The following is a 20,540-nucleotide window of genomic DNA, read 5'->3' on the forward strand; positions in this document are numbered from 1 at the left end:
GAATGCCCTCGAAGGTCGTACGCCCCGTGCGTCCGCCGCGCACCGGCCCGCGGTCGGTGCCCAAGACCAGTGCCGGCGGACCCGCCGCCCCCAACGAGCAGCAGCACGACGGGCAGCAGGGCGCACCGGCGTGGCACCCCTCGCATGTCGGGCACGGCCCTCGACTCTCCCCACGGGCCCGGGCGGGGACCCCCGTTTGCGCGCCCCGAATGGCGCAGTGGGCGGAAGTGGCACTCAATGTAACAAAGCGTGCGCTTCCCATGACGCACGATGACCGGCGTGCGATTGCGTAGACCCGCGCGTCGGCGAACGGAGCTTTCCATGAATGACCCCATCACTCTCGCGGCGACGCAACACGAAGGCCGCCACGGGACCCCCGACGACACCGCCCCCGACGCCCCCGCGGCGCCCGCGGCCCCCCACGCCCCGGACGTCCCCGCCATGCCGGACGATCCCGCCGTTCCGGACGACGGTGAGGCGCCGAACACCCTGCGCATGCGGACCCTCCTGGAGACGGCCGCCACCTGCCGTCCGGTGGAGGAGGTCACCGCGCTGGTGAGCCTCCTCAAGGAGGACGGACGGCTGCCCGACGCCGGTCAGGAGGCGCTGCGCGCGGCCGCCGTGACCCGGCCCGTGCAGGACGTACAGCGGATGGTGACCCTGCTGGGCGAGGCCCCCCACGAGGTCGGCGAGGCGGACATCACGCTGCGCGCCGCCGCCGTCGGACGGTCCATCGAGGACGTCGCCCTGCTGGTGAACATCCTCGGCAAGGACGCGCCCGGTGAGCCGGAGCAGCAGCGCCGCCCCCGGCCCGCCCCTGCGGCCGCACCGGCCGCGCGGCCGCACCCGCAGCCGCCCCGGGAGCGGTACGAGCCCCCGCACCGGGAGCCGTACGACACGCCCCGCCGGCCGGAGCCCCGGCGGTCCGCTCCCGTCGCGGAGCCGGACCGCACCGCGGCGCTGCGGCACGTGCTCCGCTGGCCCGTGGCGATATCCCTGCTGGTCAGCGGAGGCCTGCACCTGCCGCAGGACCTGACGGCGCCGCCGTCCGGGAACGCCCTCGGCCTGCTGCCCCTCCTGGTCACCGTGGTGTGCCTGGGCGTCGGGGCGCTGGTGGCGCTGCGCGACACCACGGCGGTGTGGCGGGCCGGTGCGGCCGCGGCCCTCGGCGTGGTCGCCCTGCACGTCGTCGCCGGCTCACTGGCCTTCGACCCGCTGGCCGGCACCGTGGGTGACGCCCCGGCCTGGGCGGGTGCCGCCGTGATGCTGAGCGCGGCGGCGGGCGCGGTCCTCGCCGGACTGGCACTGCGGAACCGCCAGGAGAGTTCGGCCTGACCCACGGCCTGACCCACGGCCTGACCCACGGCCACGGCCGCTACCGGCGGAGCGGCACCCCGCGCACCGCGCGCGGGGTGCCGCTCTCGTTCGCGCGTGTCCCTCAGGCGAGCAGGTTGACCGCCCCGGTGAACACGCGGGGCAGCCGGGCGGCCAGCGGGACGATCCGGGGCGCGAGGCGCGGCCGCCGCCGTGCCCACAGCAGCGACTCGGTGAGGGCGCGGTAGCTGCGCGACAGGTCCCGCCAGGCCTGCTCGTAGGCCTGCGGCCGGCCCGCCCGTACGCAGCGCACCAGTTCGCCCGCGGCGGTCACGGCCAGGGTGAGCCCCTCACCGGTCAGGGCGTCCACGTATCCCGCGGCGTCCCCGACGAACAGCACCCGCCCCGCGACGCGTACGCGTGCCCCCTGGCGCAGCGGTCCGGCGCCGCGCACGGGGGTGTCGGCGCGCCCGGCCAGCCGGTCCGCCAGGTGCGGGAAGTGGGCGAGCTGTTCGTCGAACGGCGCCTGGTCGGTGGTGAGGACCGCCACGCCGATCCGGTCGGGCGCCAGTGGGGTGACGTAGGCCTCGCACCGTGCCGACCAGTGCACCTCGACCAGGTCGCTCCACGGTGCGACGGCGTAGTGGCGGCGCAGCCCGTAGCGGGCCGGCCGGCGCGGGGCGGCGGGCGCCGACAGGCCGAGTCCGCGCCGTACGGGGGAGTGCAGGCCGTCCGCTGCGACGAGGTAGCGGGCGGTGACACCGGCCGCGGTGACGTGGTCGACGCCCTGGCGCACCTGGTCGGCGCGCTGCGGCAGGACCCGTACGCCGAGCTGCGCGGCCCGTTCGGCGAGTGCGGCCTGGAGGTCCGTGCGACGGGCGCCGAGGCCCGGCCCGGACCGGAAGAGCCCCTCGGCCCGCAGGCCGCTCCCGCCGTCGACGTAGCGGATCCCGCGGAACGGCTGCCCGGCGACGGACACGCCCAGCTCGTCGAGGCGGCGTACCGCCCCGGGCATCAGCCCCTCCCCGCAGGCCTTGTCGATGGGGGTGGGCCGGGGCTCCAGTACCACGGTCTCCAGACCGGCGAGGGCTCCGTGGATCGCGGTCGCCAGGCCGGCCGGACCGCCGCCCGCGATCAGCAGGTCGATCATGACGGCGCGCCCGCCGACGGGACGGAGGCGGGTGCCCGCAGCCGTCCGGCGTCCGTCAGGGCGGCGTCCTCGCAGCCGATCCGCACACGCAGCAGCACCAGGTTGAGCACGGTGAAGCCGAGGGCGGTCATCCAGGCGGAGTGCACCAGCGGCAGTGCGGCCCCTTCCGCGACCACCGCCACGTAGTTGGGGTGGCGCAGCACCCGGTACGGGCCCCGCTCGACCAGAGGGAGTCCGGGAACGACCAGCACCCGGGTGTTCCAGCGCGGCCCGAGGGCGGCGATGCACCACCAGCGCAGGCCCTGGGCGGCGACGACGACGGCGAGAGCCGTCCAGCCGAGCAGCGGGACGAACGGCCGTCCGGCCAGCCAGGGTTCGACCAGGCAGCCCAGGAGCAGCGCGGTGTGCAGGGCGACCATGGCCGGGTAGTGGCCGCGTCCGTACTCACGGCCGCCGCGCGCCAGGCTCCAGGCGGTGTGGCGCCGCGCGGTGACCAGCTCGGCGAACCGTTCGGCGACGACGAGGCAGATGAGCAGCAGGTACGGGGTGAGGGAGGGGGTGGACGTCAGGGAGGTCAGGGAGGGCAGGGTCATGGGTTCACCAGCGCAGGAGGACGAGTTCGGAGGCGAAGCCGGGGCCGAAGCCGAGCATCAGCCCGACGGACCCGGGGGGCGGTCCGGCGCCGCGGACGCCCTCCAGGATGTGGAGGACCGAGGCGGAGGAGAGGTTGCCCACGGCGGCCAGCGAACGCCGGCTCGCGGCGAACGCCGACTCCGGCAGCGCCAGCGCGTCCGAGAGCGCGTCGAGGATCTTCGGGCCGCCGGGATGGCAGATCCAGGCGTCGACGTCCGCGGGCTTGAGGTCGTGGGCGGCCAGGAAGCTCTCCACCTCCTCGGCCACGTGCAGCCGGGCCAGGTCGGGGAGTTCACGGCCGAGCACCATGCGCATGCCCCAGTGGCCGATGTCCCAGCCCAGGAGGTGTTCGGTGCCCGGGTAGAGGCGGCTGCGCGCGGCGACGACCTCGGGCCCGGGGGCCGTCGCGTACAGGGGATGGCCGCGGCCCACCGCCACCAGGGCGCCGGCGCCGTCGCCGAAGAGGGCGCCGGCCACCAGGTTCGCCATCGAGGAGTCGGTGGACTGGAGGGTGAGCGAGCAGAGTTCGGTGGACAGCAGGACGCCCGCGTGGCCGGGCCGGCCCATGAGCATCTGGTGGAGATGGCCGACGCCGGCGGCCCCGGCGGCGCACCCGAGACCGAAGAGCGGCACCCGCCGTACGTCGGGACGCAGTCCGGCGCGGGCGGCGAGGCGGGCCTCCAACGAGGGCGTCGCGAGCCCGGTCACGGTGGTCGACATGATCAGATCGAGCTCGGGGGCGGTCAGGCCGGCGTCGGCGAGCGCGAGGTCGAGGACCCGGGCTCCGAGGTCGAGAGCCGTTTCCACGAAGAGGGCGTTGGTCGTGCCGAAGTCGTTCGCGGGCCCGTAGCGCTCCAGCGGGAGTGCGAGATGGCGGCTCTCCACGCGCACCGAGGCGTGGACCCGGCGCAGCAGGGCGGCGTCGGCGCCGGGCGGGAGGAAGCGGGCGAGCGCCTCCGTGATCTCGGCCTGCGGATGGCGATGGGGCGGGAACACGCTGCGCACTGCCAGTACACGTGTCATTGAGTCACCATAGGAAACAACTGACACTTCGTTATGAATCACCTGATTCGGGCGCGGCGCCGCATAGCGTGTCGCCGTGCCCGAGCGAACCACGCAGATCGCCGACAGCGCCGACAGCGCCGACAGCGCCGCGAGCGCCGCGAGCGCCGCGAGCGCCGGGGGCGCCGATCGTGCCGGGAGCGGCGCTCTCGCCCGAGCCGGACGTGCCCTCGCCGGCCTCTCGGCTGCGTGTCATCCGCTGCCCGCCGCGGCCGTGACGCTCTTCAGCGCGGTTCTCGCGGTCGCGGCGGGGCACGGTCCGCCCGGGGTGGCACTCGTCGCGGGCGCGGTAGCCGCCGGACAGCTGTCGGTGGGCTGGTGCAACGACCGCACCGACCTGCGGCGCGACCTGGCCACGGGCCGACGGGACAAGCCCCTGGTCGCCGGCACGGTCTCGCCCGCCGCCGTGGCGTGGGCGGCCGCCCTCGCGCTCCTGCTGTGCGTGCCGCTGTCGCTGGCGGTGGGCGCGTTCGCCGGCGCCGTGCACCTGGTGGGTGTGACGGCCGCCTGGGGGTACAACCTCCGGCTGAAGCGCACGGTCGTCTCCTGGGCCCCGTACGCCCTGGCCTTCGGCCTGCTGCCGGCCTTCGTCACCCTCGGGCTGCCCGGCGCGCCCTGGCCGCCGCCCTGGCTGATGGCGGCCGCGGCCCTGCTCGGGGCCGGCGCCCACTTCGCCAATGTCCTGCCCGACATCGACGACGACCTGGCCACCGGGGTGGCCGGGCTGCCGCAGCGGCTCGGCGCCCGGCGGTCGGCGGCGCTGGCCGGGCTGCTCGTCCTGGGCTCGGCCGCGGCCCTCGTCGCGGGCCCGCCGGGTCGGGTGACCGCGTACGGCTGGGCGCTGCTGTGCGCGACGGCCACGGCGCTGCTCCTCGCGTCCCGCAGACCGGCGGGAAGGCTCCCGTTCCGGACGGTGATGGCGGTGGCCGGAGCCGACGTGATCCTCCTGGTCGCCGAACTCCGCCCCTGAGCCCGCGCCACCGGCGCGCGGCGCGCAGCTCCGAACGACCCGTTCCCGGCTCGCCCCGTTCCCGGCCCGGCCGCCCGTCCCCGGCCTACGTCCCCGGGTCCGGCGCCCCCGTAAGCGGCCGCCCCACCGGGGGTGAATCCCGCCCGGCGGGGCGGCGCTCGGCCAGGCCGCAGTACCGCCGGGGGGATCCCACCCGCCGCGGGCAGCCGCCGCCGAGGCGGGATCGGCCCCGGCTTCGGCGCCCGCGCCGAGCGGGCGCCCGTTGGGCTGGGGTGAACCGCGCCCGCCGCGCGCCCCCGCCGAGGCGGGATTTTCGCGGGCCGCCTGGCTCACGGCCTCGCACGAGCCCTGGTCGGCGGCGTACTGCGCCCCTGCGGGGCAGAGGCCGTACGGCGACGTTCCCTCGGCCGCGACCCAGGCCCTCTCCGGCGAAGCGCAGGCCGGCCGCGCCCGCGAGCACCCCCTCGGCGCCGGCCCGCCTGCCCAGGGCGCGCAACGGCCAGGCGGAGGAAACCCGCTGTCCCCGGCAGCGCCGGACGTACGCCTCGCCGGTGAGGCGCACTCCACGTCGCTCGGGCGCAGCGGTGTCAGGGCGATCGACGTCCGGTCGGAAAGGCTCCGATCCCTCAGGGCGCGTGGCGGGTACGGGTCCAGGTCAGGAGGTCTTCGGCCGGCCAGGTGTTGATCACGCGCTCCGTCGGGACACCGCATTCCGCAGCCCGTTCGCAGCCGAGGATCTGCCAGTCCAGCTGGCCCGGGGCGTGCGCGTCCGTGTCGATCGCGAAGAAGGTCCCGGCCGCCACGGCCAGGCGCAGCAGCCGCCTCGGCGGGTCCAGCCGTTCGGGGCGGCTGTTGATCTCCACGGCGGTGCCGGCTTCCGCGCAGGCCGCGAACACCTCCTCGGCGTCGAACCGCGACTCCGGCCGGCCGCGGCCGGTGACCAGCCGCCCCGTGCAGTGGCCCAGGACGTCCATCAGCGGATTGCGTGCGGCCGCCAGCATCCGCCGCGTCATCGCGGGCGCGTCCATCCGCAGTTTCGAGTGCACCGATCCGACGACGAGATCGAGCCGTTCCAGCAGCTCCGGCTCCTGGTCGAGCGACCCGTCGTCCAGGATGTCGCACTCGATGCCGGTGAGGAGCCGGAACGGCGCCCAGCCGGCGTTGAGCGAGGCCACCACGTCCAACTGCTCGCGCAGCCGGTCCGGGGAGAGGCCCCGGGCGACCGTCAGCCGCGGCGAGTGGTCGGTCAGCACGGCCCACTCGTGGCCCAGGCCCGCCGCCGCCCGCCCCATCGCCTCGATCGGGCTGCCGCCGTCCGACCAGTCCGAGTGCAGGTGGCAGTCCCCGCGCAGGGCCGCCCGCAGCGCGGCCGCGGCGGGCGAGGCCGGGGGACCCTCCGGGAGTGCGGCCGCCTCGTCCTCCAGGGCCTGCAGGTAGGCCGGTATACCGCCGGCGAGAGCCTCCCGTACGACCCCCGCCGTCTTGGGGCCGAGGCCCTTGACGGCCTCCAGGGTGCCGGCGGCGGCCCGCTCGGCCACCTCCGCCCCGCCCAGGCGCACGACGACCGCGGACGCGGTCCGGAAGGCCCGCACCCGGTAGGTGGGCGCCTGCGCGCGCTCCAGCAGGAACGCGATCCGGTCCAGCGCCGCAACCGGGTCCATCGGCCACCTCCCGCCGCTAGGGGGTGGCCCCAGTGTCCGTCGCGGACGGCGGCTACGCCTCCCGCGCCTCCTCCAGAGGCAGGGCCGCGTCCAGCGCGGCGGTGAGCCGGCTCAGGCGGGCCTGCAGTTCGACGACCTCGGCCAGCTCGAAACCGGTTGCCGCCACGATCCGCCGCGGTACCTCCGCCGCACGGGCGCGCAGCGCGGAGCCCTCCTCGGTCAGGCCGGCGCGCACCGACCGCTCGTCCTCGGCGCTGCGCTCGCGGCGGACCAGGCCGGCCGCCTCCAGCCGCTTGAGCAGCGGGGACAGGGTGCCCGAATCCAGCCGCAGGTGCTGCCCGATCTCCTTGACGGGCATCTCGCCGTGCTCCCAGAGCACCAGCATCACCAGGTACTGCGGGTACGTGAGCCCCAGGTCCTTGAGGACCACGCGGTAGAGGCCGCCGAAGGCGCGGCTCGCCGCGTTCAGCGCGAAGCAGATCTGGCCGTCGAGGCGCAGGAAGTCCTGGTCGGAGGGGGTCGCGGTGGGCTGCTCGGTCATGGTGGCCAGTGTACCCGGCCAGGACCTGAAGGGCATTGAATTGTGCACAACTGAATTGCGTGCTCTACTGGTGGAGCGCGGTCGACCACCGGCCGCCGCCACGGTTCACTTCTGCGAGAGGAACTCTCATGGACGCGCTCTACACCGCTGTCGCCACCGCCAACGGCCGCGAGGGCCGCACCGTCAGCTCCGACGGTCAGCTCGACCTCGCCCTGGCCATGCCTCCGGCGCTGGGCGGCAACGGGCAGGGCACCAACCCCGAGCAGCTCTTCGCCGCCGGCTACGCCGCCTGCTTCGCCAGCGCGCTCGGCCTCGTCGGCCGCCAGGCCAAGGCGGACACCAGCGACGTCTCGGTCACCGCGGAGGTCTCCATCGGCAAGGACGGCGCCGGCTTCGGCCTCGGCGTCACCCTCCGCGTCGAGCTCCCGGAATCCCTGGCCGGCGAGACGGGCGCCCTCCTGGTGAAGCAGGCCCACGAGGTCTGCCCGTACTCCCGCGCCACCCGCGGCAACATCGAGGTCGACCTCGTCGTCGAGTAACGAACACCGGGTGGAGATGCCGGACGCCCGGCGGGCGGCCACCATGGAGTCGGACCGAGACCGAGATTTCGGGACCGGGACCGGGACCGACTCCGACGGGGGGCCGCACGCCGGGAGCTGCCAGTGGCGCACAGCAACACGACGGACGTACTGGTCGTCGGCGCCGGCCCCATCGGGCTGACCGCCGCCGCGGAACTGCGCCGACGCGGCGTGTCCTGCCGGATCGTCGAACGGCTCCCCGCCCGCCTGCCCTTCGCGAAGGCCGTCGGCATCCAGCCGCGGACCCTGGAGATCTGGGACCGCATGGGAATGGTCCGCGCCGCCCTGGACGCGGCCGTCCCCCTGCGCGGCCAGCTCACCTACGTCAACGGCGCCGAGCGGCCCCGCATCGACCTCGTCCTGCCGCCCGAAGTGCCCTACCGCTTCGCGGCGCTGCCCCAGTACGAGACCGAACGCATCCTCGACGAGCACCTGGGCCGCTGGGGCACCACCGTCGAACGCGGCACCGAACTGGTGTCGTTCAGCCAGGACGCCCACGGCGTCACCAGCCGCCTGCACACCCCCTCCGGTGCCGAGGAGGAACTGCGCACCCGGTACCTGGTGGGCTGCGACGGCGCCCACAGCATCGTCCGCAAGGGCCTCGGGCTCTCCTTCGAGGGCGGAGCCTTCCCCGAGGAGTACATGCTCGCCGACGTCGAGGTCGACTGGGACCTGCCGTACGGCTACACCCTGCGCGCCATGCACCTGGACGGCGCGGGCGCCGTCGACGACGTACTGGTGTGCATCCCGCTGCCGGGCCGCGGCCGCTACCGGATGTCCATGAAGGTGCCGCCCGAACTGTCCACCGCGGTGCAGGCCGGGGCCGCCGCGGACCGTGTGACCCACGGCCTCCAGGGCGGCCGGGCCCCGCAACTGGCCGACATCCAGACCGTCCTGGACCGGCTCTCGCCGACGCCCACGACCGCCTCCGACATCCGCTGGTCATCGGTGTTCCGCATCAGCCACCGGATCGTGGACAGCTACGGCCACGGCCGGGTCTTCATCGCGGGCGACGCCGCGCACATCCACCCGCCGACCGGCGCGCAGGGCATGAACACCGGCATCCAGGACGCCTGGAACCTGGCGTGGAAGCTCGCCCTGGCCGTCGAGGGCGCCGCCCACCCCGGCCTGCTCCCCAGCTACGACGCCGAACGCCGGCCCGTCGGCGAGGAGGTCGTCGGCCGCACGGTCCGCCACGCCTCCGCCCAGGGTGTGCAGTCCGATCCCGAGGACGCCGACACCCTGATCCTGCGCGAGGCCCAGCTGCTCGTCGGCTACCGCGGCAGCCCCGTCGTCGACCCGCCCGGCCAGGGCCCCGGACCCCGCCCAGGCGACCGGGCCCCGGACTGCACGGGCCTCACCTCGCCGATCGCCGCAGTCCCGCTGCGCCTCGCCGACCTCCTGCGCGAGCGCGAACACGTCCTGCTGCTGTACGGGACCGGCCTCGACGAACTCGCCCGGACGGCACGGGAGTCCTCCGGCGGCCGGGTCGGGATGTGCGTCGTCCTGCCCGCCGGTACCCCGCCCGACACCCCGGCGGGCCCGGCCGCACTGCCGACCTACCACGACACCGCCGGCGAGTTCGCCCGGATGTACGCCGCCGAAACGCCGACCGCGTTCCTCGTCCGCCCCGACGGATACCTCGGCGCCCGCCTCTCCCCGCCGACCCCGCAGCAACTGGCCGGACACCTCGCGACCGTCTTCGCACCGGACGCCGGACCCTGACGGAACGGCGCAGCGCCCCCGGCCGGCGCCGCACCCCGATGCCCCGGCCCGGAGCCCGGATGCCCGGCCGGTACCGGGCCCCGGGCACTCCGTCCCGCACATCCGGATATCCACCGGTCCGCAGGGAGCGTGTTTTTGGATTGCCGGACGATCCTCAATACGATCCGGCGATGATCACAAGAAAACGGCTTGCGGCCCGGGCCTGCGGCCTGTTCGCCGCACTGGCCGTCGGCCTCTTCCCGGCGAGCGCCACGGCCGCCGACGAACCGACGGCGAAGGAACCTCCCAAGGTCGACCTGGTCCTGGACGTCAGCGGCTCCATGCGGGCCAACGACATCGACGGCGGGTCCCGCATGGCCGCCGCGAAGCAGGCTTTCAACGAGGTGATCGACGCCGTCCCCGCCGAAGTCCAGCTCGGCATACGGACCCTGGGCGCCGACTACGCGGGTGACGACCGCACCCTCGGCTGCAAGGACACCAAGCAGCTCTACAAGGTCGGCCCCCTCGACCGGACCGAGGCCAAGACCGCCGTCGCGACGCTCGCCCCGACCGGCTGGACGCCGATCGGGCCGGCCCTGCTCGGCGCCGCCCAGGACCTCGAAGGAGGCAACGCCACCAAGCGGATCGTCCTCATCACGGACGGCGAGGACACCTGCGCCCCGCTCGACCCGTGCGAAGTGGCCCGCGACATCGCCGCCAAGGGCATCCACCTGGTCATCGACACCCTCGGCCTGGTCCCGGACGCCAAGACCCGGGCCCAGCTGACCTGCATCGCCGAGGCCACCGGCGGTACGTACACCTCCGTTCAGCACAAGGCCGAACTCTCCGGCAGGGTCCGCCAACTCGTCGACCGGGCCGCCGACCCGGTCGTCAACCCGGTGGCGACCGAGGGCGCGAAGCAGTGCGCGGGAGCCCCGCAGCTGAAGGCCGGCCTCTACAGCGACCGTGAGACCTTCGGCGAGCACCGCTGGTACCGGGTGGACGTCCTCCCGGGCCAGGAGCTGCGCGCCTCGGTGAGCATCGGCGCCGACCGGGCCGTCAACAACGACTACGGCGTCCTGCTGCGCGCCACGACCGTCCACGGGCGGGAGATCGTACGTGGCTCGGAGGCCGGCGACGGGCGTACCGACGTCCTCTCCACCGGCCTGCGCTACCCCAAGGCCGAGGTGGACGACTCCGACTCCGACTCGGACGCGAAGCCCGCGGCGGAGACCGTCTGCCTCCAGGTCAGCAACTCCTTCTCGGCGCCCGCGTCCGTCAAGACGACCCCGGGCATGCCCGTCGAGCTGACCATCGACCTGGTGGACGGTCCGGGCGGCCTCTCCGACGCCGCGGCCTTCGGCCTCGGGCGCGGCTGGTGGACGCTGGCCGTGCTCGTGCTGGCCGGACTGCTGGCCGGCCTGGTGTGGGGCTGGATCTCGCGCTGGCGCATCTCCGTCTGGAGGACCAACTGATGCGTACCGTACGCACACTGACCGCGGGCCTGCTCGCGGCGGCCGCCGCCCTCGCGGTGGCCGGTACGGCCGCCGGCACGGCCGCCGCGGACACCCCGTCGCCGAGCGCCACCCCCGGCAAGGACGGGGCCGCGGCTGAGGCCGCCGCCCCGACCGAGGCGGGTACGAGCTTCCGCACCGCCGCCCCGTTCCGGCCCGGCCAGAAGGCCACGGCGGGCGCCTCCAGCGGCGACTACCTCTACTGGGTGCTTCCGGTGGACGCGCAGCAGCGCGTCACGGTCAAGGCCACCGTCACCCTGCCCGAGTCCGCCGCCCGGCACGGCGCCTCGACGTGGCAGCTCGACGTGTACGACGGCCTCCGCCGCCGACAGGCCTGCACCTACGGTACCCAGAGCCGGGCGGCGGCCAGGGAGGCCGCCTCCGTCGAACTGTCCTGCACCCTGCGCACGGTCCGCGCCGGTGCGGAGCCGTGGGCCAACGACCCGCTGCCGGGCAGCTACTACGTCCGTCTGACGGTCGTGGACCTGCCGGAGGAGGACCTGGGTCTGCCGGTGCGCGCGGCCGTCGAGGCCGACGTACACGAGGAGGGAGGCGCCTTCGCCGTGGACGGGGCCCTGGCCAAGCCGCTGGTCGCCGGGACGGTGACCGGCTCCTTGCGCGAGCCGGAGGACGGCTGGTCCGGCGGCTGGTGGTCGGACCGCTGGCTCTGGACCGCGGCCGGCGGGGTGCTCGGCGCCCTCGCGGGTATCTTCGGGTACTCCCTGACGCGCGGCACGGGCCGCCCCTCCCGGGTGCCGCCCGGCGCCTGACCCGGCGTCTGACCCGGCGCCCCGGCCCGGCGCCCCGGCTCCCCGGCCCGGCGCCTGGCCCGGGCATCCCGGCCCGTCGGCCGCCCACCCCGCCCGGCGGGTGGTCGCGGCGGGGCGGTTGCTGAGGCGGTCACGGCCCCGGCGCCGCTGCCCGCCCTGCCCTGCCCGCCCCGCGCCGCGTGCGCCGGGTCCGGCGGGCGGGGACTGGGCCATGCGGGGACGGGGACCTCAAGGCCTCCCGGGCCCCGTCCGAAGGAGAGGGAGGCCGCGACCGAGCACCGGCACGGACGCGGCCGTCTCCTGACGACCGCCCACCTCCCGGGAGTACCTCCATGCGACTGCTCGCACGTCTGACCGCCGCGGCCCTGATCGTGACGGCCCCCGCACTGGCCGGCGCCGCGGCCGCGGACGTCCCCGACCCCGTACGGGCACCGCTCCTCACACCCGCCGCGGCCATTCCCGGCAAGTACATCGTCAGCCTCGACGAGGGCGTGGAGGCCACCGGGTTCGCGGAACGGCTGGGGCTGGAGCCCACCTTCGTGTACGGCTCCGCCATGAACGGCTTCGCGGTGCCCCTCACCCCGCAGCAGCTCGAAGAGGTCCGTACGAGCCCGGGCGTCCGCTCGGTGGAGGCGGACGCGGAGGTCTCGGCCCCGCCGACACCGGCCGGTCCCGCGGCCCTCTCCGCCGCCGGGCTGCCCGCCCCGACCTGGGGCCTGGACCGGATCGACCAGCGGACCCTGCCGCTCGACGGCGACTTCACCACCGCGGGCGACGGCGCCGGGGTGACCGCCTACATCCTCGACACCGGGATCGACTTCGCCCACCCCGAGTTCGAGGGCCGGGCCGAGCCCGGCTTCGACGCCGTCGAGGACGGCGGTGACGGCCAGGACTGCGAGGGCCACGGCACGCACGTCGCGGGCACCGTCGGCGGCCGGACGTACGGGGTCGCACGCGCCGTGCGCCTGGTGAGCGTCCGCGTACTGGACTGCGACGGCCGCGGCGAGTACTCGGCGGTCGTCGCCGGACTGGACTGGGTGGCGCAGCACGCCAGGCAGCCGGCCGTCCTGAACGTCTCCCTGGGCGGGAGCCGCTCCGAGGCCGTGAACAGGGCCGCGACCGCCGTCGCCGAGGCCGGCACCCTGCCGGTCGTCGCGGCGGGCAACTCCTCGGCCGACGCCTGCACGGTCTCCCCGGCCTCGGCGGACCAGGTGATGACGGTGGCCGCGAGCAACGTGCGCGACGAGCAGTCCGGGTTCTCCAACCGGGGCGAGTGCGTCGAGATCTCCGCCCCCGGCGAGCAGATCGACTCGGCGTTGCTCGGCGGTGACACCGTCACCCTGGACGGTACGTCGATGGCCGCTCCGCACGTCACCGGAACGGCCGCCCTCTACAAGGCGGCCCACCCGGCGGCCACCCCTGAGGAGGTCGCCGACCGGCTCGTGGAGACGTCCACCGAGGACCTCCTGACCGGTGCCGGTGCCGGCACCCCCAACCGGCTGCTGTTCACGGACGGCCTCTGAGTCCGCTGAGGACCCGCTGCCGTCCGTACCCGCCCGCCGCCCGGTTCAGGAACCGGGCGGCGGGCACAGCACAGCACGGGCACGGCACGGGACGGCTCAGCCGAGGCGCGTGAGCCTCGTACCGAACGAGGGCTCGGCCAGGGCTCCCTTGACGGCCACCGGTACGCTCCTGGCTCCCTCGCCCTCACCCGCCGTCAGCACACCGACCTCCGCGCCGTCCTTCGCGGTGTGCGGCAGCGGCGACGCACCCGGCTTCAGGGACAGCTTGAACTGCTGGCCGGGCACGCTGATGACGTTCAGGTCCTTGACGGCCACGAGCGGGGTGCGCCCGCCCAGCCCGTCGTCCACGTACCCGACGATGTCGCCCTTGCGGACGAGCGGGGTGGACGCGAGGGCCGTCCGCACCGATTCGATGATCTTCTTGCTGTTCGCCTTCACCAGCTCCAGGCTTTTGAGGGCGTTCTCGTCCGGGGCGGGCGCGCGCTGCTCCATCAGCGAGCCGATGATCAACTGGTCCTTGTTGTCGATCGTCTTGTAGGCAGCCCACACGAAGGTTCCGCCGGCGGGTGTGCTGGAGCCGGTCTTGATACCGCGGATGCTCAGGTTCGAATCCGTCAGCAGGTGGTTGTTGTTGACGAGCTTCTCACCCAGCCCCTTGACGGGTGCCTCGGGCAGGGCGACGATCGCGCGGAACGCATCGTCCTTCATCACCGCCTCGGCGAGCCTCAGCTGGTCGGAAGCGGTGCTGACGGTGCCCGCGTCCAGACCGCTCGGGTCGGTGTACGTGGTGTCCTTCATCCCGAGTTCCCGGGCGGCGGCGTTCATCTTCTCGACGAACGCGGCTTCGGAGTCGGTGCCTGTGTCCCAGCGCGCCAGCAGACGGGCGACGTTGTTGCCCGAGGGGATCATGAGCATCTTCAGCATGTCGTGCTGGCTGAACTTCGAGCCGGCTGTGAGGCCCGTGATCCGGGACTCGTGCTCCGAAGTCCCGTCCGCCACGGTCTTCGCATCGACCGTGATGCTCGGACCGGGCTCGGCCTTGCGCAGCGGGTGGTTCTTGAGGATCACGTAGGCCGTCATGATCTTGGCGACGCTGGCCGTCGGAACGGGCTTCTGCTCCCCGAAGGTCGCGACGTCGCCGGAGCCGACGACGCGAACGGCGCCCTGACCCTTGGCGGGCCACGGTATGGCGACCTGCCCGTCGACGGTGTGCTCGGTCTCGGCGGAGACCAGCCGGGGGTCGGGCAGGGGCCGCAGCATCTGGCCGCCGATGCAGGCACCGACGAGCAGCAGCAGGATCGGCGTCCACACCTTGACGCGCCGCAGCACGGTCCGGCGCGGGGTCTCCACCGGGGCAGGGGTGTTGGTGAGCTCGGCCAGCAGATCCAGCGGGGGCAGGGGCTGCGGTACGGGGGCCTGCGGCCGCGCCTGGGGCTGGGGGCGGGCCGTGGCGGGCGGCGCGGCGTCGGGGTCCTTGAGCGCGACGAACCGGCTCGTCCGCTCCGGATCCGGATCCGGATCCGAGTTCTCGTTCCGGGCCGCGGCCCAGGACGGCACCTTCCGAGCGGCGTCCTCCGGCGGGGACGTGGGCTTCGGCTCGGCGGTCTTCTTGGAAACGGGCGTTGCGGTACCGGAGACCCGCCCCGAGCCGCCCTCAGCCTCGGGCTTGGGCTTCGGCGTGGCGGTCGTCTCGGGCTTGGGCACACGCAGGACCTGGGTCCGCGAGTTCCCGGCCTCGGGCCCGGCTTCGGCCCCGGGCTTCGGCGTGGCGGTCGCCTTGGGCTCGGGCACGCGCAGGACCTGAGTCCGCGAATCCTTCGCCTCGTCCTCGTCCTCGGCCTTGTTCTTGGCCTGGGCCTCCGGCTCGGCGGGGGCCTTGGCGCCGGGCGTTGCGGCGCCGGGCACACGCAGGATCTGGGTGCGCGAATCCGTCGCTTCGGCCTCCGCCCTGGGCTCGGGCTCCTGCTTGGCGGCGGCGCCGGCCTCAGGGGCGGGCTCGGCGGTCTTCTTGGGTTCCGGAGCTGCGGTGCCGGGCACGCGCAGGACCTGGGTCCGCGAGTTCTCGGCCTCGGGCTCGGCTTCGGCCCCGGGCTTCGGCGTGGCGGTCGCCTTGGGCTCGGGCACGCGCAGCACCTGGGTGCGCGAGTCCTTCGCGTCGGCCTCGGGTTCGGGCTCCGGCTCCGACGTGGCGGATTCCTTGGGTTCGGGCGCCCTGGCCCCGGGCGTTGTGGTGCCCGGTGCGCGCAGGACCCTGCTGCGCGGATCCTCCGCGTCGGTCTCGTGCTCGGCCTTGGGGTCGCTGTCCGGCGTGTCGGTGTCGGTGTCGGGGGCGGTGGGAGGCTCCGACTCGGTCTGCGCTGCCCGTGCTTCGGATTCGGGCGCGGCGTCCGCCCCCTCGACCTCACCCTCCGGCCGGCTTCCCGCCTCGGCCCCCGGCTCGGCCTCTTCCTCGGTCTCGGCGGCGGGTCGCGCGTCCTCCTGCTTCTTCGTCTCGGTCGGCCCCGGCTCCGAAGAGCCCGGAGAGCCCGTCGAGTCCTCCGCCTCTGTGCCGGTCTCCGTGTCTGCCGCCGCGGGCGACGCCGCCTTCTCGGGTTCCTCCCCCGTGACGGTGGTTCCCTCGCTCTTCGGGTCGTCCGAGGAACCGCCCGTCACCGTTACCGCCTTCATCCAAGCCCCGCCTTGCCGCTCACACTGTGCAGATACCGTGCGGCGAGGCCCTGAGAGGGCCCCGCCACACTGCTAGATGCGTGTCGCGCACCACACGTTCCCCCGGACCGATCTTGTGACCGTTCGGTCATATTCGGTGAGTACGGCTACTCATGACCGCCCCGGCCGCCCCGCCGACGATGGACCGCAACACCACCGCCCGCACCACCGAACGGGGCCGTCCATGCTCAGCCGAATCGCCGCCGCCCTGGTCCCCGCCTTCGGGCGGCTGACCGTCACCGCCGACCCCGGCGCCCGGCCCGCCACCGGTTCCATCCTCGTGGCCAACCACACCTCCCTCGCCGACCCCGCCGTCGTGGTCGCGGCCCTGCGCCGGCACGGGATCGAGCCGGTCATCCTGGCCACCGCCGGACTGTGGCGTGTACCGCTGCTCGGGCCGGCCCTGCGGCGCGAGGGGCACATCGCCGTGCACCGCGGGACCGCCCGCGCCGCGGACTCCCTGGACGCCGCCGCCGTCGCCCTCGCCTCGGGCCGCAGCGTGCTGCTGTACGGCGAGGGCGGGCTGCCGACGCGCCGCGACGCGGGGGAGGCCGCTCCGGGCCCCTTCCGCAGCGGCCTGGCCCGGCTCGCCGCCGCGACCGGAGCCCCCGTCGTGCCGGTGGGCCAGGCCGGCTCCCGCCGCCTGTGCTCGGGCAGCGGCGCCAAGCAGCTCGCCGGGGTCTTCACGGCGCCGTTGCGGCGCCCCTGCCTCCACGTGCACATCGGTTCGCCGCTGCACCTCCCCGACCGGGTGCCGGAGGCGACCGACCGCGCCCGTGAGGCCGTCACCGCGGCCTGGCGCACCGCCGCGTCCGCCGTCGGGGAGGGCGCCTGCGCGGCGGCGGCATGACGGCTCGCCCGGTGACGGCGTACTCCCCTCAGAGGAGCGGCTTCTCGAAGCTGAAGGCGGTCACGGCCATCCGCTCACGGAAGTAGAAGCGGTGCGCGTCGGTCCGCTGGGTGCCGGAGTCCAGGGTGAGGGCGGTGCACCGGGCGGCCCGGGCGTGCTGCTCCAGGTGCGCGAGCAGCGCGTGGCCCACCCCGGTGGAACGGGACGCGGCCGAGGTGACCAGATCGTCGACGTAGAGCTTGCGGACCATGGAGGTGGTGGCGACGACGCGCCAGCCCGCCGCGCCCACGCACACCCCGTCCGTGTCGTAGGCCGCCGTGAAGCGCAGCCCCTGGCCCTGCCCCTCCGCGAGGACCGAGAGGAAGAGCTCCTCGGTGAGGTGGGGACGCAGTTCGAGCAGCACGGGAAGCAGGTCGGCGGTGAGCCGGGCGTCGCCGGACTCCAGGTCGATGATCTTCATGCGGGCAGCGTAACCCGGCACACCGGGCGCACCGGGGCGGGCGACGCGGCAGCACGGCGGCGACGACCCGGCACCGCGGCGGAGCGGCGATCTCGCGCGGTTCCGGCCGACGTGTCGAAATGGGAGGGACGGCTCCGACGTCCCGTGCGAGAGGCTCCCGATCCAGGAGCCCGCGACCAGAAGGAGTGGCACTCCATGAAGTACATGCTGATGGTTCTCGGGAGTCAGGCGGACTACGACGCCATGGGCGGCCGGGCGAGCAGCGGCAACCCCGCGTGGTCGGAGGCGGAGCTGAAGGCGATGTTCGACTACATGGGCGCCCTGAACGACGACCTCGCCGAGTCGGGCGAATGGGTGGACGGACAGGGACTCACCGAACCCCGCCAGGCCCGGCTGGTCACCTCGGGTCCCGACGGCGCACCCGTGATCTCCGACGGGCCGTACGGCGAGGCCAAGGAGGTGCTGGCCGGCTACTGGATCGTCGACGTCCCCGATTTCGCCAGGGCCGCCGAGATCGCCGCCCGGGCCCACGCCTGCCCGGTACCCGAAGGGGCACCCAACTACCCGGTCGTCGTCCAGCCCGTCGACTCCGCCTCGGGCGCCGAAATGTGATGACGCGTTCCACCGCGCCCGGCTCTCCCGGCCCTCCCATCTCCGAGCCCGCTGATGAGGACCTGCTGCGCCGACTGGTGCCGCAGGTCCTCGGCGCGCTCGTCCGGCGGTACGGACACTTCGACGCCGCGGAGGACGCGGTCCAGGAGGCCCTGCTCGCCGCGGCCCGGCAGTGGCCGGAGGAGGGCCGCCCCCGCAATCCGCGCGGCTGGCTGATCCGCGTGGCCTCCCGCAGGCTCACCGACCAGCTGCGCAGCGAGGACGCGCGCAGGCGCCGCGAGGAGACGGCCGCGGCGCTGACCCCGCGCGACGAGTTCGTGGCGCCGCCGCCGGGGGAGGGCCGCGCCCCCGCCGAGGACGACACCCTCGCCCTGCTCTTCCTCTGCTGCAGCGCCGACCTGCCCGCCGCCGGCCGGATCGCCCTCACCCTGCGGGCCGTGGGCGGCCTCACCACGGCGGAGATCGCCCGCGCCCTCCTCGTCCCCGAGGCCACCATGGCGCAGCGCATCAGCCGCGCGAAACGGCGCATCAAGACCTCCCCGTCGCCCTTCCGCACCGCCGAACAGGAACAGGAACAGAAAGGGAAGCGGGAACGGGAAGGCGCGGCGCGGCTGGCGGACGTGCTCCACGTGCTCTACCTCATCTTCAACGAGGGGTACACGGCCAGCTCCGGCCGGGAACTGCAACGGGCCGACCTCGCCACCGAGGCGATCCGCCTCACCCGCGCCGTCCACGCCCTGCTGCCGGACGACGGCGAGGTGGCCGGCCTGCTCGCCCTGATGCTGCTCACCGACGCCCGGCGCGCCGCCCGTACCGGGCCGGACGGCAGCCTGATCCCGCTCGCGGAGCAGGACCGTACCCTCTGGGACCGCGCCGCCGTCACCGAAGGGGTCGCCCTGGTCAGCGACGCCCTCACCCGCACCTCGCTCGGCCCGTACCAGCTGCGTGCCGCGATCGCCGCCGTCCACGACGAGGCGGCGAGTGACGAGGACACCGACTGGGCGGAGATCCTCGCTCTCTACGAGGTGCTCGTCCGCCTGGTGCCCGGCCCGGTGGAACGCCTCGGCCACGCGGTCGCCGTGGCCATGGTGCACGGACCGCGCCGGGCCCTGGAGCTGCTCGCCGCGCTGGACGACGACGACCACCTCGCCGGTCACCACCGCCTCGAAGCCGTACGGGCCCACCTGCTGGAGCGGGCGGGCGACCGGGCGGCGGCCCGCGCCGCCTACACGAAGGCCGCCGGCCTCACCCTCAGCGCCCCCGAACGCCGCTACCTCCGGTCCCGGGCCGCCCGGATCCCCGAATGAGTCCGCCATGGCGGGCACCGGCGTCCGTATGCCGGACACCGTCCACCGTTGTCGGACCCCGGCCCTACTCTTGATCACGTGAGCCCGACCCCTGACGACTTCGCCCCCGAACGCTCCCTCGCCGAGATCAACGCCGACATCCGCTGTCTCTTCGCGCGCGCCGAAGGCCGCCTCACCGACTCAGAGCGCGTCCGCCACGCCGCACTGCTCCAGGAATGGGCCACGGCCGTACGGGCCTCGGTGGTCCCGGCCGCCTAGGCGGCCCCCGCGCATACCCCCGGGCGTCGCCCGTTCGGGTGTCCTGCGATCATCGCGGCGTGACGAGAACACCTGATCCGCGGCCCGACGAAGCCACCCTCGAGGACCTGAGGTCCGCGTTCCCGGCCGAGCGGCGCGAACCGGCCCTCGGATACCCGGCCGTCGAGGCGTGGGAGACGGAGAACGGGGTGACGCTGCCGGAGCCCTACCGGTCGTTCGTCGCCGAGATCAGCAACGGGTCCGGCCCGGGTCCGCTCGACGGGGGGCTGCAACCCCTGGGGCACGTGCCCGCGTGCTGGGCGGCCGGTGCGTCGCCGCGGCGACCGGACGTGGTGTTCCCGCTGGAGGCGGAGTGGATCTGGGAGGACGACGAGTCCGTCGAGGAAGATGAGGACGCCCGGATCGAGGCGGTGTTCTCCGACGGGTCGGTGGTGCTCTCGGCACAGGACACCCGGTCGTTCTGGCTCCTGGTGACCACGGGACCGCAGCGCGGCCGGGTGTGGCTGGTCGCGGACGTGGGCGCCAGCCCCGCTCCCGACGGCGAGCCCGCGGGATTCGCGGAGTGGGTACGGGCCAGGCAGGCCGGCTGACGGTCCGTCGGCGCGGCGGGCACGGCCGCCCGCTCAGCCGGCGCCGGGCGCCGGCCGGGCGAGGAGCCGCCGGAGCCACCGGGTGCGGGCCTCACGGGCGTCCCGGCTGAGGGCCGCGTCCGGTGCGAAGGTGCCCAAACCGTGGAACGCCCCGGGCCACACATGCAGTTCGGCCCGGCCGCCCGCCTGCCGGATCGCGTCGGCGTAGGCCACGTCCTCGTCCTCGTCCCTGAACGTCTCCGCCGGCCCGACGCCGATACAGGCCGGGGGCAGCCCCGACAGATCGGCGGCCCGCGCGGGCGCCGCACACCGCCCCCCACCCCCGGAACCGGCCCGG

General features: G+C 74.9%; 19 protein-coding genes and 1 pseudogene. 12 read left to right on the forward strand and 8 right to left on the reverse strand.

From position 1 onward, the window contains the following. The first annotated feature begins 321 nt into the window (after nt 1-321). Complete coding sequence (locus AAT21_RS34770) at nt 322-1,335, forward strand: hypothetical protein (protein WP_052758044.1); 1,014 nt, start codon at nt 322-324, stop codon at nt 1,333-1,335. 103 nt (nt 1,336-1,438) lie between these two features. Here AAT21_RS34770 and AAT21_RS29580 read toward each other — a convergent pair whose 3' ends face one another. From AAT21_RS29580 to AAT21_RS29590, 3 genes are read right to left on the reverse strand one after another with little or no spacing between them, the layout of a single operon-like run. After that, nucleotides 1,439-2,464 carry an NAD(P)/FAD-dependent oxidoreductase gene (locus tag AAT21_RS29580; RefSeq protein ID WP_046780038.1) on the reverse strand — a complete coding sequence of 342 codons (1,026 nt, stop codon included), beginning with the start codon at nt 2,462-2,464 and terminating at the stop codon, nt 1,439-1,441. Further along, entirely contained in the window at nt 2,461-3,057 is a 597-nt protein-coding gene (locus tag AAT21_RS29585; RefSeq protein WP_046780039.1) for an isoprenylcysteine carboxyl methyltransferase family protein, read from the reverse strand. Before AAT21_RS29585 ends, AAT21_RS29580 begins: the two co-directional genes overlap by 4 nt. 4 nt (nt 3,058-3,061) lie before the next feature. Beyond that, on the reverse strand, nt 3,062-4,120 hold the full coding sequence (locus AAT21_RS29590) for a type III polyketide synthase (RefSeq protein WP_046780040.1): 1,059 nt from the start codon (nt 4,118-4,120) through the stop codon (nt 3,062-3,064). Between the two features lie 76 nt (nt 4,121-4,196). On the opposite strand from AAT21_RS29590, the gene AAT21_RS29595 reads away from it, so the two are divergent. Next, nucleotides 4,197-5,129: a UbiA family prenyltransferase gene (locus AAT21_RS29595; protein WP_235439269.1), complete on the forward strand. Its 933-nt coding sequence runs from the start codon at nt 4,197-4,199 to the stop codon at nt 5,127-5,129. A 626-nt stretch (nt 5,130-5,755) separates the two neighbouring features. On the opposite strand, the gene AAT21_RS29600 is transcribed toward AAT21_RS29595, so the two are convergent. Both AAT21_RS29600 and AAT21_RS29605 read right to left on the reverse strand, forming a co-directional pair. Continuing rightward, nucleotides 5,756-6,790, reverse strand: coding sequence for a PHP domain-containing protein (locus tag AAT21_RS29600; protein ID WP_046780041.1), 1,035 nt, complete (start codon nt 6,788-6,790; stop codon nt 5,756-5,758). Nucleotides 6,791-6,842: 52 nt separating this feature from the next. Continuing rightward, entirely contained in the window at nt 6,843-7,331 is a 489-nt protein-coding gene (locus tag AAT21_RS29605; protein ID WP_046780042.1) for a MarR family winged helix-turn-helix transcriptional regulator, read from the reverse strand. Between the two features lie 128 nt (nt 7,332-7,459). Between AAT21_RS29605 and AAT21_RS29610 the strand changes: the two genes are divergently transcribed. The 5 genes from AAT21_RS29610 (at nt 7,460) to AAT21_RS29630 (ending at nt 13,420) form a co-directional block, all read left to right on the forward strand. Then, nucleotides 7,460-7,870, forward strand: coding sequence for an organic hydroperoxide resistance protein (locus AAT21_RS29610; protein ID WP_046780043.1), 411 nt, complete (start codon nt 7,460-7,462; stop codon nt 7,868-7,870). Between the two features lie 123 nt (nt 7,871-7,993). After that, entirely contained in the window at nt 7,994-9,634 is a 1,641-nt protein-coding gene (locus AAT21_RS29615) for an FAD-dependent monooxygenase (protein WP_046780044.1), read from the forward strand. A 170-nt stretch (nt 9,635-9,804) separates the two neighbouring features. Further along, nucleotides 9,805-11,088 carry a VWA domain-containing protein gene (locus AAT21_RS29620; RefSeq protein WP_046780045.1) on the forward strand — a complete coding sequence of 428 codons (1,284 nt, stop codon included), beginning with the start codon at nt 9,805-9,807 and terminating at the stop codon, nt 11,086-11,088. Then, a complete protein-coding gene (locus tag AAT21_RS29625; RefSeq protein WP_046780046.1) occupies nt 11,088-11,897 on the forward strand; it encodes a hypothetical protein in 810 nt (269 codons plus the stop codon). The genes AAT21_RS29620 and AAT21_RS29625 overlap by 1 nt, the downstream gene beginning before the upstream one ends. Before the next feature lie 332 nt (nt 11,898-12,229). Continuing rightward, the gene (locus AAT21_RS29630; protein WP_046780047.1) at nt 12,230-13,420 is read left to right on the forward strand and encodes a S8 family peptidase; all 1,191 of its coding nucleotides are present in this window, start codon (nt 12,230-12,232) and stop codon (nt 13,418-13,420) included. 96 nt (nt 13,421-13,516) lie between these two features. On the opposite strand, the gene AAT21_RS39440 is transcribed toward AAT21_RS29630, so the two are convergent. Then, nucleotides 13,517-16,087, reverse strand: coding sequence for a D-alanyl-D-alanine carboxypeptidase family protein (locus AAT21_RS39440; protein WP_235439270.1), 2,571 nt, complete (start codon nt 16,085-16,087; stop codon nt 13,517-13,519). 223 nt (nt 16,088-16,310) lie between these two features. Here AAT21_RS39440 and AAT21_RS29640 point away from each other — a divergent pair, with 223 nt between their 5' ends. Continuing rightward, a complete protein-coding gene (locus tag AAT21_RS29640) occupies nt 16,311-16,976 on the forward strand; it encodes a lysophospholipid acyltransferase family protein (protein ID WP_046780048.1) in 666 nt (221 codons plus the stop codon). Between the two features lie 28 nt (nt 16,977-17,004). On the opposite strand, the gene AAT21_RS29645 is transcribed toward AAT21_RS29640, so the two are convergent. Further along, entirely contained in the window at nt 17,005-17,436 is a 432-nt protein-coding gene (locus tag AAT21_RS29645) for a GNAT family N-acetyltransferase (RefSeq protein ID WP_046780049.1), read from the reverse strand. A 195-nt stretch (nt 17,437-17,631) separates the two neighbouring features. Here AAT21_RS29645 and AAT21_RS29650 point away from each other — a divergent pair, with 195 nt between their 5' ends. The 4 genes from AAT21_RS29650 (at nt 17,632) to AAT21_RS29665 (ending at nt 20,203) form a co-directional block, all read left to right on the forward strand. After that, complete coding sequence (locus AAT21_RS29650) at nt 17,632-18,048, forward strand: YciI family protein (protein ID WP_046780050.1); 417 nt, start codon at nt 17,632-17,634, stop codon at nt 18,046-18,048. After that, a complete protein-coding gene (locus AAT21_RS29655; protein WP_046780051.1) occupies nt 18,048-19,355 on the forward strand; it encodes an RNA polymerase sigma factor in 1,308 nt (435 codons plus the stop codon). Before AAT21_RS29650 ends, AAT21_RS29655 begins: the two co-directional genes overlap by 1 nt. Before the next feature lie 78 nt (nt 19,356-19,433). Next, nucleotides 19,434-19,613, forward strand: a complete 180-nt coding sequence (locus AAT21_RS29660) for a hypothetical protein (RefSeq protein WP_046780052.1) — start codon at nt 19,434-19,436, stop codon at nt 19,611-19,613. 59 nt (nt 19,614-19,672) lie between these two features. Next, the gene (locus AAT21_RS29665) at nt 19,673-20,203 is read left to right on the forward strand and encodes an SMI1/KNR4 family protein (RefSeq protein WP_046780053.1); all 531 of its coding nucleotides are present in this window, start codon (nt 19,673-19,675) and stop codon (nt 20,201-20,203) included. Nucleotides 20,204-20,236: 33 nt separating this feature from the next. Here the strand turns inward: AAT21_RS29665 and AAT21_RS29670 are convergent. After that, nucleotides 20,237-20,512: pseudogene (locus AAT21_RS29670) on the reverse strand (alpha/beta hydrolase); the annotation flags it as partial. Nucleotides 20,513-20,540: the final 28 nt, after the last annotated feature.

Origin of the sequence: Streptomyces yangpuensis (assembly GCF_001005295.1) — a bacterium.
Lineage (GTDB): Bacteria > Actinomycetota > Actinomycetes > Streptomycetales > Streptomycetaceae > Streptomyces > Streptomyces yangpuensis.

Excerpts from the sequence above, each read along its gene's own strand:
- AAT21_RS34770 (WP_052758044.1), top strand. The coding sequence starts at position 322 with ATGAATGACCCCATCACTCTCGCGGCGACGCAACACGAAGGCCGCCAC.
- AAT21_RS29580 (WP_046780038.1), bottom strand. The coding sequence starts at position 2,464 with ATGATCGACCTGCTGATCGCGGGCGGCGGTCCGGCCGGCCTGGCGACC.
- AAT21_RS29585 (WP_046780039.1), bottom strand. The coding sequence starts at position 3,057 with ATGACCCTGCCCTCCCTGACCTCCCTGACGTCCACCCCCTCCCTCACC.
- AAT21_RS29590 (WP_046780040.1), bottom strand. The coding sequence starts at position 4,120 with ATGACACGTGTACTGGCAGTGCGCAGCGTGTTCCCGCCCCATCGCCAT.
- AAT21_RS29600 (WP_046780041.1), bottom strand. The coding sequence starts at position 6,790 with ATGGACCCGGTTGCGGCGCTGGACCGGATCGCGTTCCTGCTGGAGCGC.
- AAT21_RS29605 (WP_046780042.1), bottom strand. The coding sequence starts at position 7,331 with ATGACCGAGCAGCCCACCGCGACCCCCTCCGACCAGGACTTCCTGCGC.
- AAT21_RS29610 (WP_046780043.1), top strand. The coding sequence starts at position 7,460 with ATGGACGCGCTCTACACCGCTGTCGCCACCGCCAACGGCCGCGAGGGC.
- AAT21_RS29620 (WP_046780045.1), top strand. The coding sequence starts at position 9,805 with ATGATCACAAGAAAACGGCTTGCGGCCCGGGCCTGCGGCCTGTTCGCC.
- AAT21_RS29625 (WP_046780046.1), top strand. The coding sequence starts at position 11,088 with ATGCGTACCGTACGCACACTGACCGCGGGCCTGCTCGCGGCGGCCGCC.
- AAT21_RS29630 (WP_046780047.1), top strand. The coding sequence starts at position 12,230 with ATGCGACTGCTCGCACGTCTGACCGCCGCGGCCCTGATCGTGACGGCC.
- AAT21_RS39440 (WP_235439270.1), bottom strand. The coding sequence starts at position 16,087 with ATGAAGGCGGTAACGGTGACGGGCGGTTCCTCGGACGACCCGAAGAGC.
- AAT21_RS29640 (WP_046780048.1), top strand. The coding sequence starts at position 16,311 with ATGCTCAGCCGAATCGCCGCCGCCCTGGTCCCCGCCTTCGGGCGGCTG.
- AAT21_RS29645 (WP_046780049.1), bottom strand. The coding sequence starts at position 17,436 with ATGAAGATCATCGACCTGGAGTCCGGCGACGCCCGGCTCACCGCCGAC.
- AAT21_RS29650 (WP_046780050.1), top strand. The coding sequence starts at position 17,632 with ATGAAGTACATGCTGATGGTTCTCGGGAGTCAGGCGGACTACGACGCC.
- AAT21_RS29655 (WP_046780051.1), top strand. The coding sequence starts at position 18,048 with ATGACGCGTTCCACCGCGCCCGGCTCTCCCGGCCCTCCCATCTCCGAG.